Raw genomic sequence first — 17914 nt, 5'->3', positions numbered from 1 at the left:
AAGCCCCCCAGCATGGCAAGTCCGCCACCGCCGGTGATGGCCAGTGCCATGCGAGCACCTGCACGAGCGTCGGCGCGGTGGCTCCAGTAGCCCACCAGCAAAAAGGACGAGATGCTGGTCAGCTCCCAGAACACGATGAGCAGCAGCACGTTGTCGGACAACACAATGCCCAGCATGGCGGCCATGAACAGCATCAGCGTGCAATAGAACTTGCCCGCGGGGTCGTCGGCACCCAGGTAATTGTGGGCGTACAGAATGATCAGCAGGCCCATGCTGGTGATCAGGAGGGCGAACATGAGCGACAGGCCATCCAGGCGCAGGCCGATGTTCAAACCAATTTCGGGAACCCATGGCGTGAATTGCCGCAGCACCTCGCCATCCATCACTGCAGGGGCCTGCATCAGCAGCAGCCCCAGGCTGGCGGCGGTAACGGCCGCAGCAATCCATGCAGTGCGTGCGCGATAGCCGGGGTTTTGAAGGGCTCCGGACCAGCCGGTGAATCCGGTGCCTGCCAGCAGCGGCAGCAAGATGATGAGCAGCACGGTGTCCTATCCTGTCAAACGAGCGGCCATTCTAGGCAGGCTCTTTCAAGTCCCCGCAGGGCGGGGGGATGAAGAGGAAAGGTCTGAAGCGGGCTTCGGCCCTCGGGGAGCACGGGAATGCTCCCAGGTGCGATCAGTGCTTTTCTGCGCCGTTCGACATGAGCTTGTCGGTGAGCGCAATGGCCAGCGCGCTGAGCAGGAACACCACATGGATGATGGTCTGCCACATCAGCACGTGCTGTTCGTAGTTGGCGGCGTTGATGAACGTCTTGAGCAAATGAATGGAGCTGATGCCGATGATGGCGGTGGCCAGTTTGACCTTGAGCACCGAGGCATTGACGTGGCTCAGCCACTCGGGTTGGTCGGGGTGGTCCTCGAGACGCAGGCGCGACACGAAGGTCTCGTATCCTCCCACGATCACCATGATCAGCAGGTTGGAGATCATGACCACGTCAATCAATGCCAGCACCACCAGCATGATGATGGTCTCGTTGAGCGAGGTCACCGCAATATCGCTTTTGTAACCAATGCTGGACACCAGCTTGTGCAGCGCCTCTGTATTGCCGAACACCGCCTCGATCAGATGGACCAACTCCACCCAGAAGTGGAAGACATACACCGCCTGCGCCAGGATCAGGCCCAGATACAGCGGCACCTGCAACCAGCGGCTGGCAAAAATCAGGGCGGGCAAAGGCCGCATGGGAGAGGGTTTTGTAGGTGTGGGTAGGGACATGAAGAACCGGATTTGGGGCAGTCAATAAGCGACGGGCGATTTTAGAACCTCCTGACACGCCCATAGGGTGATAGGTGGGTGGCACAAGGGCTATCCTCTGTAAGCTTCGTGCCAGTCAGTGGCCTGTAAGTGCCGCGGCCGACATTACCGGCCAATTCCATTAGAACCAGGAGACAACACCATGAGTGCCCCCACATCTGCGATCGAGTCCGTGTTGGTCGAGAACCGCGTGTTCCCACCCACTGACGCCATTGTCAAAGCGGCCCGTGTGTCGGGCATGGCGGGCTACGACGCGCTGTGTGCCGAGGCAACCAATGACTTCGAGGGCTTCTGGGCCCGTCTGGCCCGTGACAATGTGCAGTGGACCAAACCCTTCACGCGTACGCTGGATGAATCGAATGCCCCGTTCTATCAGTGGTTCGCCGACGGCGAGCTAAATGCCTCTGCCAACTGCCTGGACAGGCACATCGGCACCCCTACCGAGAACAAGACCGCAATCATTTTTGAGGCGGACGATGGGTCAATCACCCGTATCACCTACAAGGAATTGCTGGCCCGGGTGAGCCAGTTTGCCAACGCGCTCAAGGCGCATGGGGTGGCCAAGGGTGACCGCGTGCTGGTCTATATGCCCATGACCATCGAAGGCGTGGTGGCGATGCAAGCCTGCGCACGCATTGGCGCGACCCATAGCGTGGTGTTTGGCGGCTTCAGCGCCAAGGCGGTACAAGAACGCATCATCGACGCGGGCGCTGTGGCGGTGATTACCGCCAACTTTCAGATGCGTGGAGGGAAAGAGCTTCCGCTCAAATCCATCATCGACGAAGCGCTGTCTATGGGCGGCTGCGACACGATCCGCAATGTGTTTGTGTACCAACGAACCGCCACCGCCTGCAACATGGTGGCCGGGCGTGACAAGACGTTTGCCGAAGCCCTGGCCGGGCAGTCCACGGAATGTGCACCGGTAGCGGTGGGGGCAGAACACCCCTTGTTCATCCTGTACACCAGCGGCTCCACCGGCAAGCCCAAGGGCGTGCAGCACAGCACCGGCGGCTACCTGCTGTGGGCCAAGCTCACAATGGATTGGACGTTTGACCTGCGCCCTGATGACGTTTTCTGGTGCACGGCCGATATCGGTTGGATCACGGGTCATACCTACGTGGCTTACGGCCCGCTGGCCGCGGGCGCAACGCAGATCGTTTTTGAAGGCATCCCGACGTATCCCAACGCTGGGCGCTTCTGGCAGATGATCGAGCGGCATAAATGCTCGATTTTCTACACCGCTCCCACGGCGATCCGTTCGCTGATCAAGGCTGCAGAAGCCGACGCGGCGGTGCATCCTGCACGCTCAGACCTGTCGAGTCTGCGCATTCTGGGCAGCGTGGGCGAACCCATCAACCCCGAAGCCTGGATGTGGTACCACCGGAACGTGGGTAGTGAGCGCTGTCCCATTGTGGACACGTTCTGGCAGACGGAAACCGGTGGCCACGTCATCACCCCGCTGCCCGGTGCTACGCCGTTGGTACCTGGCAGCTGCACCTTGCCACTTCCCGGCATCACAGCCGCCATCGTCGACGAAGGCGGCAACGATGTGCCCAATGGGTCGGGCGGCATCCTGGTCATCAAGCGCCCTTGGCCCAGCATGATCCGCACCATCTGGAACGATCCTGAGCGCTTCAAGAAGGCCTACTTTCCCGAAGAGCTGAAGGGCTACTACCTGGCTGGGGACGGCGCTGTGCGCAGTGTTGACCGTGGATACTTCCGCATCACGGGCCGTATTGATGACGTGCTCAATGTGTCGGGCCACCGCATGGGCACCATGGAAATTGAATCGGCGCTGGTGTCCAAAACCGACCTGGTGGCTGAGGCTGCTGTGGTGGGTCGCCCGGACGACGTGACTGGCGAGGCCATCTGCGCCTTCGTCGTGCTCAAGCGCTCGCGCCCCACAGGCGAGGAGGCCAAGCAAATTGCCAACGAACTGCGCGCCTGGGTGGCCAAGGAGATTGGCCCCATTGCCAAGCCCAAGGACATCCGCTTTGGTGACAACCTGCCCAAAACGCGCAGCGGCAAGATCATGCGTCGCCTGCTGCGCAGCATTGCCAAAGGCGAGGCGATCACGCAGGACACCAGCACGCTGGAGAATCCAGCCATTCTTGACCAGTTGTCTGAGGCGAACTGAGTTGTGAGGACGCCGTCAGCCTTCGTGCTGGCGGCGTGTCGGCGCCGAGGTTGTGGCCCCGGGGCGTTCCAATGGAAAGAGTGTGGGCTCGTGACCGTACTGTAGGACGGTAGCTGAAATCGGAGCCGATTAGCCTTTGCCCGGCTCTTCATGCGTTACAACCGCTGCACTGCGTGACTGGCCTCTCGGGCCGGGCGCTCTGCTGACTGGAGTAACCCATGCATCTGCGATCTGTTGTTCTTTTACTGACCGTGCTGGCCATTGCCGCACTGGCGGCCCTCAATTGGCCAACGCTGGTTGAACCCTCTGTGGTGTCATTGGGCATCATGTCCATCGATGCGCCGTTGGGGCTGATCATGCTGGCGCTTACCGCTCTGCTTAGTATCTTCTTTGTGGCCTATGTGCTTTCGCTCCAGGGTTCTGTGTTGATGGAAACCCGTCGCCACACCAAGGAGCTCCACGCACAGCGTGAATTGGCTGACCGCGCTGAAGCCTCTCGCTTTACCGAGTTGCGGGCTTTTCTGGAAGCCCAGCACCAGCAGGCTCACACCGCGGTGCTTCAGCGGATGGATGTGCTGGAGGCGCACCTTGCAGCCCGAGCCCAGGAGACCGACAACACTACGGCGGCCTATGTGGGGCAACTGGAGCAGCAACTGCGGGCGCGGGAACACGGTAGTACGCTGACGCCTATCGTTTGATGTTGACTGTGCCCATTGCGGGGTTGCCTCATCGGCATCCCTGGCGATGGTTTGCAAAACAAAACAGCCGCGACACAGAAATGTGGCGCGGCTGTTTTGCCTTTGCGAAGTCAGTGCTCCGCTGTGATGTCGATTACTTGTTGGTCATGACCCAAGCAGCCAGCTTTTTCGCATCTGCATCATTGACTTGGGCATTGGCTGGCATGGGCACCGGGCCCCACACGCCTGCGCCGCCTTTGATGATCTTGGCAGCCAGTTTGTCCACAGCGTCCTTCTGGCCTGCATATTTGGCGGCCACATCCTTGTAAGAGGGACCCACCAGCTTCTTGTCGACTGCATGGCATGCCATGCAATTTTTGGATGTTGCCAGCGCCAGATCGGCCATTGCGGGGGCTGCAACCGATAGCGTCATGGCAAGTGTGATCAGGGTACGCTTCATGGTGGGAAATCCTGTGGTTGAGTTACAGTGCTTTTAATGGAATTGTAGTGACTTGGGTTGACATGCATTTGTCCTCAGTCAATCAGGCCTTTTGCGACGTTTTCTGGAGATTGCGATGTATCTGCTGGGTCTTTCTCTCATTTTGCTGGCACTGAAGTATTTGGAAATCGGTCCCGTTGCCACTTGGTCCTGGTGGTGGGTCATGTCTCCTTTTGGGCTCACACTGCTATGGTGGGCCTGGGCTGATGCCACTGGATATACCAAGCGTAAAGCTATGGAAAAGATGGACCAGCGAAAGCAGGACCGCATCAACAAGAGCAAGGAAGCCCTGGGTATTGCTCCGCGCAAGCCGCGCTGAACCCTTGGTGAGGGCGAAGCCCCCGCAGACTCCTGGTGAGTTGAAGCACCGATAAAAAAAGCCCGTGGCGTCATGACGCCACGGGCTTTTTTGCTATTTAACCAAGACCGTGGGCCTGGCACTTTCCATCAATACGCGTCCAGCACCGCGCCCTTGCTCGCACTCGATGCATTGAACGCGAACTTGGCCTGCACGCCGCGCGTGTAGCGTGGTGCGGGCGCCGTCCAGGCGGCGCGGCGCTTGGCGATTTCTTCTTCGGGCACATTCAGCTCCAGCAGCAGCTGGCGTGCGTCGATGGTGATGCTGTCGCCTTCGTGGACGAAGGCGATGGTGCCGCCGGCAGCGGCTTCGGGCGCCACGTGGCCGACCACCATGCCCCAGGTGCCGCCGGAGAAGCGGCCGTCGGTGATCAGGCCCACGCTTTCGCCCAGGCCGGCGCCGATCAGCGCGCCGGTGGGGGCCAGCATTTCGGGCATGCCGGGGCCGCCCTTGGGGCCCAGGTAGCGCAGCACCATCACGTCACCGGCAACGATCTTGCCGGCCAGGATGGCTTCCAGGGCCGATTGCTCGTCGTCGAACACGCGGGCGGGGCCGGTGATGACGGGGTTCTTCAGGCCCGTGATCTTGGCCACGGCGCCTTCGGGGCTGAGGTTGCCCTTCAGGATGGCTAGGTGGCCTTGTGCGTACATGGGCTTGTCGATGCCGCGGATCACGTCCTGGTCGGCACGGGGCACATCGGGCACGTCCTTGAGCACTTCGGCAATGGTCTTGCCGCTGATGGTGATGCAGTCGCCGTGCAGCAGGCCGGCGTTGAGCAGCACCTTCATGACCTGCGGGATGCCGCCTGCGCGGTGCAGGTCCACGGCCAGGTACTTGCCGCTGGGTTTCAGGTCGCACAGCACGGGGGTCTGCTTGCGGATGCGCTCGAAGTCGTCGATGCTCCACTCCACGCCCGCCGTGTGGGCGATGGCCAGGAAGTGCAGCACGGCGTTGGTGGAGCCGCCGGTGGCCATGATCACGGCCACGGCGTTCTCGATGGCCTTCTTGGTCACGATGTCGCGGGGCTTCAAGTCCATCTTGATGGCCTCGATCAGCACCTTGGCCGATTCCTTGGCCGAGTTCATCTTCTCGTCGTGCGGGTTGGCCATGGTGGACGAATACGGCAGGCTGATGCCCAGGGCCTCGAAGGCGCTGGACATGGTGTTGGCGGTGTACATGCCGCCGCACGAGCCGGTGCCGGGGATGGCGCGCTTTTCGATCTCTTTGAGGTCAAAGTCGCTCAGCTTGCCGGCTGCGTTCTCGCCCACGGCCTCGAACACGCTCACGATGTTCAGGTCCTTGTCCTGGTAGCGGCCGGGCAGGATGGTGCCGCCGTACACGTAGATGGCGGGCACGTTGGCGCGCAGCATGCCCATCAGGCCGCCAGGCATGTTCTTGTCGCAGCCGCCGACCACCAGCACGCCGTCCATCCACTGGCCGCCCACGCAGGTCTCGATGCAGTCGCTGATGACCTCGCGGCTCACCAGGCTGTACTTCATGCCTTCGGTGCCCATGGCCATGCCGTCCGAGATGGTGGGCGTGCCGAACACCTGGGCGTTGCCGCCCGCTTCCTCGATGCCGGCGATGGCCGCGTCGGCCAGCTTCTGCAGGCCGCTGTTGCAGGGGGTGATGGTGCTGTGGCCGTTGGCCACGCCGACCATGGGCTTGACGAAGTCGCCTTCCTCGTAGCCCATGGCGTAGTACATGGAGCGGTTGGGCGCACGTGACTTGCCCTGCGTGATGTTGGCGCTGCGGCGGTTGATGGGCTGGATCGGGATGATTTTGTCTGCCATGGTGTGTTTTCCTTCGTGGAGCGGTTCTTGTGGGGTGAGAAACCTTTTGCAGCCGCGAGTATGCGGTGATTGGTGCGCGCCATCCAATCCATTTGTAGAAGGTGATTAATATGTGCAGCATATGAAAGAGCCCTTCATTGATATGCGCTTGTGGCGGCAATTTGCCGCCTTGGCGGAGGAACTGCACTTTGGTCGAGCCGCCCAGCGCCTGCACATGACGCAGCCGCCGCTCACCCAGGCCATCGCCGGGCTGGAGCGCACCTTGGGTTTGAAACTGTTCGACCGCACAAAGCGCAGCGTGCAGCTCACCCCGGCGGGGGCTGCCTTGTTGCCGCAGGTGCTGGATTTGCTCGACCGTGCCCAGGCACTGCCTGCACAGGCTCGCGCAGCGGCAGCGGGCGAGGTGGGGCGGCTGCGACTGGCTTTTGTATCGACGGTGGGTTTTGGCATGTTGCCGCAGTGGGTGCGCGCCTTTCGGGCGCAATGGCCGGGTGTGCGGCTGGAGCTGATCGAAGCGACCGGCGATGTGCAACTGCAGGCCCTTGGGCGTGGCGACATCGATGCGGGGTTGCTGCTGCACACACCCGGCCAGGCGCCGCCCACGTTGCAAAGCCTGTGTGTGGCACGAGAGCCCCTGGTGCTGGCCATGCCCGACCGCCATCCGCTGGCCCAGCACCCGGTGGTGCACCTGCGCGAGGTGTTGTCCGAGCCGTTGGTGATTTTTCCGCGGCCCATCTTGCCGTCGCTCTACGACGCGATCTTTGCGCTGTACCACGAGGCCGGCCGCGAGCCCGTGGTGGCGCAAGAGGCGATCCAGATGCAGACCATCGTCAACCTGGTGTCTGCCGACCTGGGCGTGGCCTGGGTGCCCGCCAGCGTGCAGCAGTTTCAGCGCCCTGGCGTGGTGTACCGCCCACTGGGGGGCAAACCCACGTTGGCACCGGTGTGCGAAACCAGCTTGGTATGGATGGCGACGGCGGTCCCGCCTGCACTGGCGCGCTGGATCGACTTTGTGAGCGAGCAGCTCGCTTTGGCCCAAGTCAAACCGCAATGAGGGGAATGCCCAGCGTGCACAATCAGCCCCCATGCTGACTTACCCCCACATTGACCCTGTTGCCCTGCAGATTGGCCCGCTGGCCGTTCACTGGTATGGCCTGACTTACCTCGCGGCCTTTGGCCTGTTCATGTTGCTGGGCATCCGGCGCCTGCGGCACCAGCCCTTTGCCTTAATCACCGGCCCGGGCGCCTGGTCGCGCAAGGATGTAGAGGACATCCTCTTCCTGGGAGTGGCGGGCGTCGTGGTGGGCGGGCGCCTGGGCTACTGCCTGTTCTATAAGCCTGGCTACTACCTCAGCCATCCGCTGGAGATTTTTGCGGTGTGGCAAGGCGGGATGGCGTTTCATGGCGGTTTGCTGGGCGTGATCGTGGCGATGATCTGGTTCGCGCACTCACGCAAGCGGCCCTGGCTGCAGGTGGCGGACTTTGTGGCGCCGTGCGTGCCCACCGGCCTGGCGGCCGGGCGGCTGGGCAACTTCATCAACGGCGAGCTGTGGGGTCGTTTTGCCAGCCCCGATCTGCCTTGGGGCATGGTGTTTGCGCACAGCGGTTCCATGCAGCCGCGCCACCCGTCTCAGGTTTACCAGTTTCTGCTCGAAGGCGTGCTGCTGTTCATCCTGCTGTGGCTGTACGCACGCAAGGAGCGCCGCCAGGGCCAAGTGGCTGCGGCGTTTCTGGTGGGTTATGGCACCTTCCGCTTCATCGCCGAATACTTCCGCGAGCCGGATGCCTTCCTGGGCATCCTGTCGTTGGGCATGAGCATGGGCCAGTGGCTGTGCTTGCCGATGATCGCCGCGGGCGTGGGGCTGTGGGTGTGGGCGCAGCGCCAGCCAGTAGTGGCATCGGCAACAAAATATAGGTAAAAATGGCCTCTAGCGCTTTATTGATAAGCGCTAGTAGCTATAAAAATCATAGTATTTCGCTTTGGGCGCTGAGCTGCGTTGTGCTGTGCTTGGCTCGCGTTTCTAACGGTGCAGCGTCTATCCCCGCGGCTGATTCGCGTTGCGCTGGCCTGCGTCAAGCCAGGGCCTTCTTCATGTATGCCAGATAGAACCCAGGCACATAGTCGTCAATGCGTGCGTACTCCGCGTAGCCTTGTTGGAGGTAGAACGCGCGGGCCTGCCATTCGAAGGTTTCCAGCTTGCTGTGGCGCGCTCCCAGTGCCAGGGCCTGCGCTTCCGCCCAGCGCAACATATGTGCTCCCAAGCCATGGCCGCGGTGGTCTTCGGCCACCCACAGCACGTCGGTGTGCATCCAGTTCAAAAACACATAGGCGCGTATCCCGGCAACCAGCCGTCCTTGGGCATCCCGCGCGTCCCACAGCACGGGCTGCGAGTCCGGGTACTCCTCGACAAAACGGTAGTTGAACTGGCGCAACTCGCGACCCAGCGTGCCTGCGCGCAGGTCTTCGGGAGAGGGCGAGGCAAAGGTCAGAGCAGAAATCATGGGCGTGGAGTATGGGCGAGTCGATGGATGAGGGCTGCGGCGGCAGCCTCCCTGCGCATGCGCACTGGTGCTCAGCACGTGTTTGCTATTCCCCCGCGCTGCAAATCAACCGCTCGATTCACAAGTGATAACGCCATTCATCGGGTGTCCGATGTTGCGCAACAGCCCCATCGCGCGCCCGTTTATCGGGTAAGAGGTGGATTTCAGGGTTTTCCTCTTGTTATTTTGCGTAATTATGAGAAATTACGTATCAATTGGAGTGATGTTGACGTTTGGCTGCATTTGATGCCACGTTGACTGCAATAGCTGCAAGCAATTCGCCTGCGCACTTTGACCAACCCTGAGTTCATTCGCACCATGCGCCTGGTTCCCAATTCACTGCACGACGAAGCGGCCTCGCGCTTGCGCGAGCAGATCTTTGAAGGTGCGCTACCGCCAGGGAGCTTTCTGGACGAGGGGGCTCTTTGCGAGCGGCTCGCAATTTCGCGCACCCCACTGCGCGAGGCGCTCAAGGTGCTGGTGGCCGAGGGGCTGCTTCGCCACGAACCACGCCGCGGTTGTTTCGTGGCGCAGATTACCGAGCGCGACCTGGACGATATTTTCCCCGTCATCGCGCTGCTGGAAGGCCGGGCCGCGCACGAGGCCACGCGCAAAGCGGGCGGCGCGGACGTGGCAGCTTTGGAGGCTTTGCACGACCGGCTTCAACAGTGCGCAGCCAACGGCCAGATCACCGATTACTACGAGGCCAACTACGCCATCCACGAGGCCTTCATCACGCTGGCGGACAACCGCTGGCTGGCCCAGGTGATTGGTGATTTGCGAAAAATTCTGCGATTGGCGCGCGCGCAAACCCTGCACGTGCCCGGCCGCCTGCAGCAAAGCCTGGCCGAGCATCTGGCGGTGTTTGCGGCCCTCAAGGCCCGCGACTGCGATGCCGCCGAAGAAGCCATGCGCACCCACTTGTTGCGCCAGCGCGATGCGCTGCGTGACGTCGCTCGCAACCATCAATCGAGGCTGACACCATGATCACCACCACCCCTGAATGGATCTCCCGCAGTGTGTCGCGCCTGCGTTCTGCGGCACCCTCCGCTGATAAATCCGCGGACAAAGCACCGGGTAAATCCGCCGAAAAACTGCCTGATAAACCCGGCGAAAAGCCGAGCGACAAAGCGGTAGACAAGACCGCCAAACTGGCAGGCCTCGATAAGACCGTGACCGATGTGGCGGCGAAGGTGGCGGTGCCGCGCTCCACGCACGAGCGGCTGCAGGCGACTTTGCGCCGCGGGCAAGAGTCACTGTCGCCCCGCGCACTGCGCCGCCTGCTGGCCGATCTGCAGGAGGTCGTGGCGCCCCAGGTCAGCGAGCTGGAAGGCGGGCGGCGCGCCCAGGCCGTGGCCCAGTGGTACGCCAAGGCTGAGCCCGAAGAACGGCGCGACATGTGGCTGTTGATGTGCGAGCAGTTTGCACCCGACGCCACACGCTTCAAGTCGGCCCGCCAGCGCTATGAGGCTGCGGCGGGCACGGCCGAAGAAGGTCAGGCCGAGATCAGCCTGCGCCGCGCGCTGCTGTCGCCGCGCACCCGCTTGTTGCAGCGGTTTTCGGTGTTCCCGGAGGGGATGCGGTTCTTGCTCGACCTGCGGGCCGAGCTGCTGCCGCTGCTCAAGGCCGACAAGCGCCTGCTGGCGCTGGATGCCGAGCTGGAGCACCTGTTCTCGACCTGGTTCGATGTGGCGTTTCTGGAGCTGCGCAGGTTGTCGTGGGACTCGCCGGCGTCGTTGATTGAAAAGCTCATCAAGTACGAGGCCGTGCACGACATCCGCAGTTGGGCCGACGTGAAAAACCGCCTGGACAGCGACCGCCGCTGCTACGGCTTTTTTCACCCCCGGCTGCCCAACGAGCCGCTGATTTTTGTCGAGGTGGCGCTGGTCGACCGCATCTCCAACAGCATCACCCCGTTGCTGGATGAATCTGCCGCAGCGGCCGACCTGAACAAGGCCACCACCGCCATTTTTTACTCGATCAGCAACACCCAGACGGGGCTGCGGGGCGTGAGCTTTGGCGACTCGCTCATCAAACATGTGGTGGAGACGCTCACGGCCGATTTCCCGCGCCTGCGCACGTTTGCCACGCTGTCGCCGATACCGGGTTTTCGCTCTTGGCTGGGCAAGCATGCGGGTGCGATGCTCGAACGCCTGGATGACAAGCGCCGCACCGAGCTGGGCCGCGCGGTGGGCTTTGAGCCCCCACAGGCCACGCACCTGCTCGCCGCGTGTGACAAGGCGCTGGAGCTGGACGCCAAGTCACCCGTGCGCCAGATGCTGCTGGAATGCGCTGCGTACTATCTGGGGCGCGAGCTGCAAGAGGGCAAACCGGTCGACCCGGTGGCCCGTTTCCACCTGGGTAATGGGGCCCGGGTTGAGCGGCTGAACTGGGCAGGAGACCCCTCCAACAAAGGGCAGAAACAATCGTACGGGTTGATGGTGAATTACCTGTACGACATCAAGCGCATCGACAAGCACCGCAGCTTGCTCGCGCAGGGCAAGGTACCGGTGTCGGGGGACATCGACAGCCTTTGCCGCGACTGACGCCAGCACAAGGCGGCCGCCGGGTTTTGGGGGTCACCGTCGATTGCTACCATGGGCCTTGGCCTGTGGCGGGTGGTTGAAGGTTTCATCAACAGCCGGGGGCTGCCAGCCTGCTGATCCATTTTTACAACGACGACGACAGGAGACAAGGAATGAAAGACATGCGAATTCAACGCAGAGACGTATTGCTGGGCGCTGCGGCCGCAGGCCTGGGCTTGGCGGGTGGCCCTGCCGGGGCGCAGGCTTCGGGCTGGCCGACCAAGCCCGTGAATGTGGTGGTGCCTTTCCCCGCAGGTGGTGGCACGGATGCCTTTGCCCGCCCGCTGGCCGCGCAGTTTTCCAAGGCCACTGGCAAGACGCTGGTGATTGACAACCGCGGCGGCGCGGGCGGCACCGTGGGAGCGAGCTTTGCCGCCAAGGCAGCACCAGACGGCTACACCCTTTTCATGGGCGCCGTGCACCACGCCATCGCCCCGTCGATGTACCCCAAGCTCGACTACGACATCGAGAAAGATTTCATCCCTCTGGCCCTGCTGGCCAACGTGCCGCAAGTGGTGGTGGTCAACCCCAAGGCCGTTCCCGTGAACAACTTTCAGCAGTTCATGGACTACGTCAAGCGCAACCCCGCCAAGCTCAACTACGGCTCGGCCGGTGCGGGCACGTCCCACCACCTGGCGGGCGAGCTGTTCAAGCAGCAGACCGGCACTTTCATCACCCACATTCCCTACCGCGGCGCGGGTCCTGCGCTGCAGGATTTGATCGGTGGGCAGGTCGACATGATGTTTGACGGCCTGGGTTCATCGGCCGCCCACATCAAGGCGGGCCGTATCAAGGCGCTCATGGTGTCGGGCCCCAAGCGCAACCCGGCGTTCCCGGACGTACCCTGCGCGTCTGAAGTGGGTTTGCCCGACTACACCGTGACCACCTGGTATGGCCTGTGGGCCCCCAAGGGCACGCCCGCCGACGTGCAGGCGCGCATCGTGGAAGAGATCCGCAAGCTGGGCTCTGCCGAAGAACTCAAAGCGATCTGGGCCAACAACGGTGCCGATTACGGCGGCATGACCCAGCAGCAATTCGCTGGCATGGTCAGCAGCGAAGTCAAGCGTTGGGCGGCTGTGGTGAAGGCCTCTGGAGCAAAACTCGATTAACCCCCTGAGGCGCTTCGCGCCTTCCCCCTGAAGGGGGACGCCACCCGTGGCCTGGCAAAGCCAGTTCCACGGTGGCACTGGCGATGGCGCAGCGCCAGTTGTTGCGGGCAGGGGACTTTGCAATCGTGATGGGCAACGAATATGTCGGGTGAAGTGTTGATGGATGCGGGTGAGCAGGGTGTGGTGCATGTCACCTTGCGCCACGCTGGGCGGCTGAACGCCATGTCGCGGGGCATGTGGCGGCAGTTGCGGGGGGTGTTTGAAGACATCCAGCAACGCAGCGATGTGCGCTGCGTGCTCATTGCGGGCGAAGGTAATGCCTTTTGCGCGGGTGGCGACATTTCGGAGTACCCCGGCTTTCGGTTTGATGCCGATACCTTGCGCGACTTTCACGAGAACGATGTGTGGGGCGGGCTGAACGCCATGCTCCAGTGCGATGTGCCCGTCGTCGCGCAGATCAGCGGTGCCTGCATGGGCGCGGGGGTGGAGATTGCCAGCTGCTGCGACATCCGCATTGCGGGCAGCAGCGCCCGTTTTGGCGCGCCGATTGCCAAGCTCGGCTTTCCGATGGCGCCGCGCGAGGCGCAACTGGTGGCGGGCGCGGTGGGCGATGTCACGGCCCGGCAGATGCTGCTGGAGGCCGCCACGTTCAGCGCCCCCGACATGCTGGCGCGCGGGTTTTTGAGCCGCATGGTGCCCGACGACCAGACCGCCGCCGAAGCCCTTGGCAGCGCGCTGCGCATTGCGGCCCTCGCGCCACAGGCGGCGCGGATGAATAAGCAGACCTTTCGAGCATTAAAAGTGCCTCTAGCGCTTGATGGTAAAACGCTAGTAGCTATGAAAAACAGAGTAATTGACTCCTCAGACCCCTATGCCTATGCGGACAGCGCCGAGCACCGCGAAGGCATTACCGCGTTTCTTGAAAAGCGCGCCCCCGTGTTTTGAATGGGTTTTGAACCCTTTGTTGACCTGAACATTTGCAACTTCGCCCAACTGCCATGAGCCAAAACAACCTCTTCAGCGCACTGCGCGCCGCCTTTCCCGCAGACCTCAGCAGCACAGCCGTGGAGACCACCGCGGCCGACGGCACGCCGCTGCTCTACACCTGGAGCGACCTGGACCACGCCAGCGCGCGCATCGCCAATTTGCTTGCTTCGCTGAAGCTGCCCGAAGGCAGCCGCGTGGCCGTGCAGGTGGAGAAGTCTGTCGAAGCCATGCTGCTGTACCTTGCCACGTTGCGCGCAGGCTATGTGTTCTTGCCGCTCAACACGGCGTACCAGAGCGCTGAAATCGAATACTTCATCGGCAACGCCGAGCCTGCGGTGGTGGTGTGCAGCCCGGGCAACTTTGGCTGGGTGAGCAAGATTGCTTTCACGCTGGGCACACAGCATGTCTTCACGCTGGGCGAGGACCGCACTGGCAGCCTGCTGGACCGCGCCGCACACCATGGCGACACCCACACGCCTGTGCAGCGCAATGCCGATGACCTGGCCGCCATCCTGTACACCAGTGGTACCACCGGCCGCAGCAAGGGCGCGATGCTGACGCACGGCAACCTGCTGTCGAATGCGCAGGTGCTCAAGGACTACTGGGGCTGGACGGCTACCGGAGGGCCTGATGGCCGTGGTGACGTGTTGATTCACGCGCTGCCTATCTTTCACGTGCATGGCCTGTTCGTGGCCATCCACGGCGCGCTCATCAACGGCAGCAAAATGATCTGGATGGCGAAGTTCGACCCCAAGGCTGTGCTGGCCGCCATGCCACGTGCCACCTTCTTCATGGGTGTGCCCACGCTGTACGTGCGCCTGCTGGCCGAGCCTGGGTTGAACAAGGACACCACGAAGAACATGCGCCTGTTTGTTGCGGGTTCGGCGCCGCTACTCATCGAGACATTCAACGAATGGCAGCAGCGCACCGGTCACACCATTCTGGAGCGCTACGGCATGAGCGAGACCATCATGCTCACATCCAACCCCTACGCCGCCGACAAGCGCCACGCAGGCCAGACCGAGCGGCGCGGTGCCACCGTGGGCTTCCCGCTACCGGGTGTGGGACTGCGCGTGGTGGACGACACCAACAAGCCACTGCCCGTGGGTGAGATCGGCGCCATCCAGGTCAAGGGCCCCAACGTGTTCAAGGGCTACTGGCGCATGCCCGAGAAGACGGCCGAAGAGTTCACTGCCGACGGCTGGTTCAAGACCGGCGACGTGGGCAAGGTCGATGAGCGCGACTACGTGAGCATCGTCGGCCGCACCAAGGACCTCATCATCAGCGGCGGCTACAACGTCTACCCGGCCGAGATCGAGGGCTACATCAACGACATGCCCGGCGTGGCCGAAAGCGCGTTGGTGGGCGTGCCACACCCCGACTTTGGCGAAGTGGGCGTGGCCGTGGTGATTGCCAAGCCCGGCGCGCAGCTCGATCCCGACGCCATCGTGGCTGGGCTCAAGTCGCAGCTCGCCAACTTCAAGATCCCGAAGAAGTGTTTTGTGGTGCCCGAGCTGCCGCGCAACACCATGGGCAAGGTGCAAAAGAACCTGCTGCGTGATCAGCACAAGGGCTTGTTTGCGTGACGTGCTAAAGCGCGCCTCACTTCTACCCATCTCTGCAGGCCCGCCATTGCGCGGGCCTTTGCAGTGCCTGATAGCGCTTCTGGCCTTGAAGGGCTGGTAACGGCCGGTGCAATACGATGGAAGCTATTTAATCAATAGCTGCCTGCGCTTGATTAGCAATGGCTGGGGCCGGATTTGTTTTGGAGATGGGTTTTTGAGTCAAAAGACAAGACCTGAGCCGATACCAATAAAAGGATGGCGAGAGTTTCTTGGAGAAAGAGAGTGTCGGAAGCCGACACGCATGGAACTAGGCTCCGTGCGATTGCCTGATCAGGAAACGGAAATCTGATTCGCAAAGAATGCGAATGGGCTGCCCTTGCCGGATCAAATCCTCCGCTTTGCGATGTTTGGTACTCTTGTCGTGACCACCCAGCTTGGTGATGTCTTGATCACCCACGATCAGCAAAGTGGTCTTCATTGTCACGCCGGGCGACACTTGGCATCCAATGCTCGCAGCCAGGTTAGCTGCCTCTGTTCGGGGAATGTCCAGGGTACCGGTGAAGACTACTACTTCCCCGTACAGTGGGCCATCGATGGCCCCGTCGCGCTTGATATTTTCCGAATAGTTCGCCTTGTTTGGATCAAGAGGCTGCGTGACTCTTTGCAGCACTCCTTCAAGGGTGAGCCCACTCTCTGCCATGGCAGCCAATAGTATGTGCCCGGCAGCTTTCGCATCTTCCAAGGCATCGTGATGCCTGAACTGGTATCCGATCTTCTTGCACACATCATGCAAACCATAGCCGCTGGTAGCGACATCGCGCCAGGTACGTCGGCAAACCCTTGCGGAATCAAGCCAGGTGGATTCTGGGACCGGCAGCAAGTGCTTTGCATACGCACGCAGAATGGCGACACGATCAAAATGTGTGTGATGGACCACAACCTTGCCGTCTAGCATCGAGCGGATGTTCTCTGCGATTTCTGGGAGGGTGGGCTGGCCAATCACCGCATCCGGTTCGATCCCATGAATTGAGATGTTCACTGGTGAAAACCAGTCCCGAGGGTCAACCAAGCTGCTCCAAGAGTCCACCAAGGAGCCATTGGTGAATCGGGCTACACCGATTTGGCAAATGGAGGCAATGTCGCTATTGGCCGTTTCAACATCAAGCGCAACAAAGTCCATGTGGATTCACTCCCCGCTGTCATCGGCTGTCATGAGTCGCTCCAATGACGGAGTGAAAGTGACGAGCATGCCTGTGCGACTGCACCTGAGGTCCACCTCAGCCTCCAGATCAATATTGAGATTTTCTCCACGCAGGCCCTGCCATGTAGCAAGGTAGTTGAGGCTACCCAGCTTAAATCCCGTCTTTAGCCGCTTCTCAACCCCGCCTTTCCACGCAAGAACTGGTAGTTCGTCGGCTTTGGCCTTGGCAGCAAGATCAGGATCTTGAGACGCTTTTTCGATGCCTCGCAGCCAACAACCGATAAGCCCCTTGTCGGGCCCTTGCCAGAGTTCCTTGAAACTGGAAGGCAAAGCGGGAGGTTGATCTAGCCTGCATTCGACTCTCATTTACGCTCCTTTTGATACTGGCCTAGGAAACAATTTGGAACACATTGTGCGCCGATCTGGCGCGGATTTTTCGAGCTACTGAGACGAATCAGAACGGGGATGAATGGGCTCGGGTCTGCCTTTCGCCAGATAGTGACGCTGCAGGAATTTCGTATCAACAACGGGCGGTAAGAAAAGTTACGCTACTCAATTGATAGCTGTTTGCGCTTGATGCATAAGCGCTGAAGCCTGTTTTTGCGCTTGTTTTTGTGCTTAGCGCAGCACTAGCACCGGAATGTGCGAGTGCGTCAGCACATGCTGCGTCTCGCTGCCCAGCAGCAGGCGCTTGATGCCCTTGCGGCCGTGTGATGCCATCACGATCAGGTCGCACTTGTGTTTTTTGGCCGCAGCGATCACGGCCTCGGCCACCAGGTCCGACTTGGCGATGACCGCTTTCACCACCACCCCCTGGGCTTCGCCCTGGGCCTTCACGCCGTCAACCATGGCCTGCGCGGCGTCGCCCTATTGGGCTTCGATGCGTTTGACATCGCTCGTGTCCACCGGCATGCCGCCTTCAAAGTAACTGCGCGGGTAGCGGGGCACGACCTTGAGGGCCACGACGGTGGCGCCAGTCAGTGCCGCCAGCGACAGGCCGTGTTCCACCGCTTTGCCCGACAGGCTGGAGCCATCGGTGGCGATCAGGATGCGTTTGTACATAAAGGAAGGCTCCTCAAAGTGATGGAGTCAGCTTAGGACGAATCATCTTCCGCGGCTTGATCCAGGTCAATGTACTTGCCGGGCTG

At 61.5% G+C, this 17914-nt stretch carries 16 protein-coding genes and 2 pseudogenes; 10 read left to right on the top strand and 8 right to left on the bottom strand.

The features are described 5' to 3' along the window. Both ACK41V_RS10250 and ACK41V_RS10245 read right to left on the bottom strand, forming a co-directional pair. Positions 1-542: pseudogene (locus tag ACK41V_RS10250) on the bottom strand (monovalent cation/H+ antiporter subunit A); the annotation flags it as partial. A gap of 133 nt (positions 543-675) precedes the next feature. After that, entirely contained in the window at positions 676-1242 is a 567-nt protein-coding gene (locus ACK41V_RS10245) for a TIGR00645 family protein (RefSeq protein ID WP_409781553.1), read from the bottom strand. Positions 1243-1456: 214 nt separating this feature from the next. Between ACK41V_RS10245 and acs the strand changes: the two genes are divergently transcribed. Continuing rightward, a complete protein-coding gene (gene acs, locus ACK41V_RS10240) occupies positions 1457-3451 on the top strand; it encodes an acetate--CoA ligase (protein WP_409781551.1) in 1995 nt (664 codons plus the stop codon). Between the two features lie 218 nt (positions 3452-3669). Then, a complete protein-coding gene (locus ACK41V_RS10235; protein ID WP_409781548.1) occupies positions 3670-4149 on the top strand; it encodes a LapA family protein in 480 nt (159 codons plus the stop codon). Between the two features lie 133 nt (positions 4150-4282). Here the strand turns inward: ACK41V_RS10235 and ACK41V_RS10230 are convergent, their stop codons facing one another. After that, positions 4283-4588 carry a c-type cytochrome gene (locus ACK41V_RS10230; RefSeq protein WP_409781545.1) on the bottom strand — a complete coding sequence of 102 codons (306 nt, stop codon included), beginning with the start codon at positions 4586-4588 and terminating at the stop codon, positions 4283-4285. A gap of 115 nt (positions 4589-4703) precedes the next feature. Between ACK41V_RS10230 and ACK41V_RS10225 the strand changes: the two genes are divergently transcribed. Beyond that, positions 4704-4946, top strand: a complete 243-nt coding sequence (locus tag ACK41V_RS10225) for a TIGR04438 family Trp-rich protein (RefSeq protein WP_409781542.1) — start codon at positions 4704-4706, stop codon at positions 4944-4946. A gap of 128 nt (positions 4947-5074) precedes the next feature. Here the strand turns inward: ACK41V_RS10225 and ilvD are convergent, their stop codons facing one another. Then, on the bottom strand, positions 5075-6778 hold the full coding sequence (ilvD, locus tag ACK41V_RS10220) for a dihydroxy-acid dehydratase (protein WP_409781539.1): 1704 nt from the start codon (positions 6776-6778) through the stop codon (positions 5075-5077). A gap of 121 nt (positions 6779-6899) precedes the next feature. On the opposite strand from ilvD, the gene ACK41V_RS10215 reads away from it, so the two are divergent. Both ACK41V_RS10215 and lgt read left to right on the top strand, forming a co-directional pair. Next, positions 6900-7832 (top strand): LysR family transcriptional regulator, encoded by a 933-nt coding sequence (locus tag ACK41V_RS10215; RefSeq protein ID WP_409781536.1) that lies wholly within the window; start codon positions 6900-6902, stop codon positions 7830-7832. 31 nt (positions 7833-7863) lie between these two features. After that, on the top strand, positions 7864-8697 hold the full coding sequence (gene lgt, locus ACK41V_RS10210) for a prolipoprotein diacylglyceryl transferase (RefSeq protein ID WP_409781533.1): 834 nt from the start codon (positions 7864-7866) through the stop codon (positions 8695-8697). A gap of 154 nt (positions 8698-8851) precedes the next feature. Here lgt and ACK41V_RS10205 read toward each other — a convergent pair whose 3' ends face one another. After that, complete coding sequence (locus tag ACK41V_RS10205) at positions 8852-9280, bottom strand: GNAT family N-acetyltransferase (protein WP_409781531.1); 429 nt, start codon at positions 9278-9280, stop codon at positions 8852-8854. A 357-nt stretch (positions 9281-9637) separates the two neighbouring features. On the opposite strand from ACK41V_RS10205, the gene ACK41V_RS10200 reads away from it, so the two are divergent. The 5 genes from ACK41V_RS10200 (at position 9638) to ACK41V_RS10180 (ending at position 15586) form a co-directional block, all read left to right on the top strand. Then, the gene (locus ACK41V_RS10200; protein ID WP_409781528.1) at positions 9638-10306 is read left to right on the top strand and encodes a GntR family transcriptional regulator; all 669 of its coding nucleotides are present in this window, start codon (positions 9638-9640) and stop codon (positions 10304-10306) included. Continuing rightward, positions 10303-11865, top strand: coding sequence for a malonyl-CoA decarboxylase (locus ACK41V_RS10195; protein ID WP_409781525.1), 1563 nt, complete (start codon positions 10303-10305; stop codon positions 11863-11865). The genes ACK41V_RS10200 and ACK41V_RS10195 overlap by 4 nt, the downstream gene beginning before the upstream one ends. Positions 11866-12017: 152 nt before the next feature. Beyond that, a complete protein-coding gene (locus ACK41V_RS10190) occupies positions 12018-13013 on the top strand; it encodes a Bug family tripartite tricarboxylate transporter substrate binding protein (RefSeq protein WP_409781522.1) in 996 nt (331 codons plus the stop codon). Positions 13014-13154: 141 nt separating this feature from the next. Beyond that, positions 13155-13958: an enoyl-CoA hydratase/isomerase family protein gene (locus ACK41V_RS10185; protein WP_409781519.1), complete on the top strand. Its 804-nt coding sequence runs from the start codon at positions 13155-13157 to the stop codon at positions 13956-13958. A 53-nt stretch (positions 13959-14011) separates the two neighbouring features. Further along, positions 14012-15586 (top strand): malonate--CoA ligase, encoded by a 1575-nt coding sequence (locus tag ACK41V_RS10180; RefSeq protein WP_409781516.1) that lies wholly within the window; start codon positions 14012-14014, stop codon positions 15584-15586. Between the two features lie 286 nt (positions 15587-15872). Here the strand turns inward: ACK41V_RS10180 and ACK41V_RS10175 are convergent, their stop codons facing one another. From ACK41V_RS10175 to ACK41V_RS10165, 3 genes and pseudogenes are all read right to left on the bottom strand, one after another. Further along, positions 15873-16745, bottom strand: a complete 873-nt coding sequence (locus ACK41V_RS10175) for an exonuclease domain-containing protein (RefSeq protein ID WP_409781513.1) — start codon at positions 16743-16745, stop codon at positions 15873-15875. 6 nt (positions 16746-16751) lie between these two features. Beyond that, complete coding sequence (locus ACK41V_RS10170) at positions 16752-17132, bottom strand: hypothetical protein (protein WP_409781511.1); 381 nt, start codon at positions 17130-17132, stop codon at positions 16752-16754. Between the two features lie 252 nt (positions 17133-17384). Then, positions 17385-17828, bottom strand: a pseudogene (locus ACK41V_RS10165) (universal stress protein). Positions 17829-17914: the final 86 nt, after the last annotated feature.

The organism is Acidovorax sp. (assembly GCF_046291265.1).
GTDB lineage: Bacteria > Pseudomonadota > Gammaproteobacteria > Burkholderiales > Burkholderiaceae_C > Acidovorax.
Note: the sequence above shows the minus strand (reverse complement) of the source record. Positions and strands in the feature narration are given on the sequence as shown.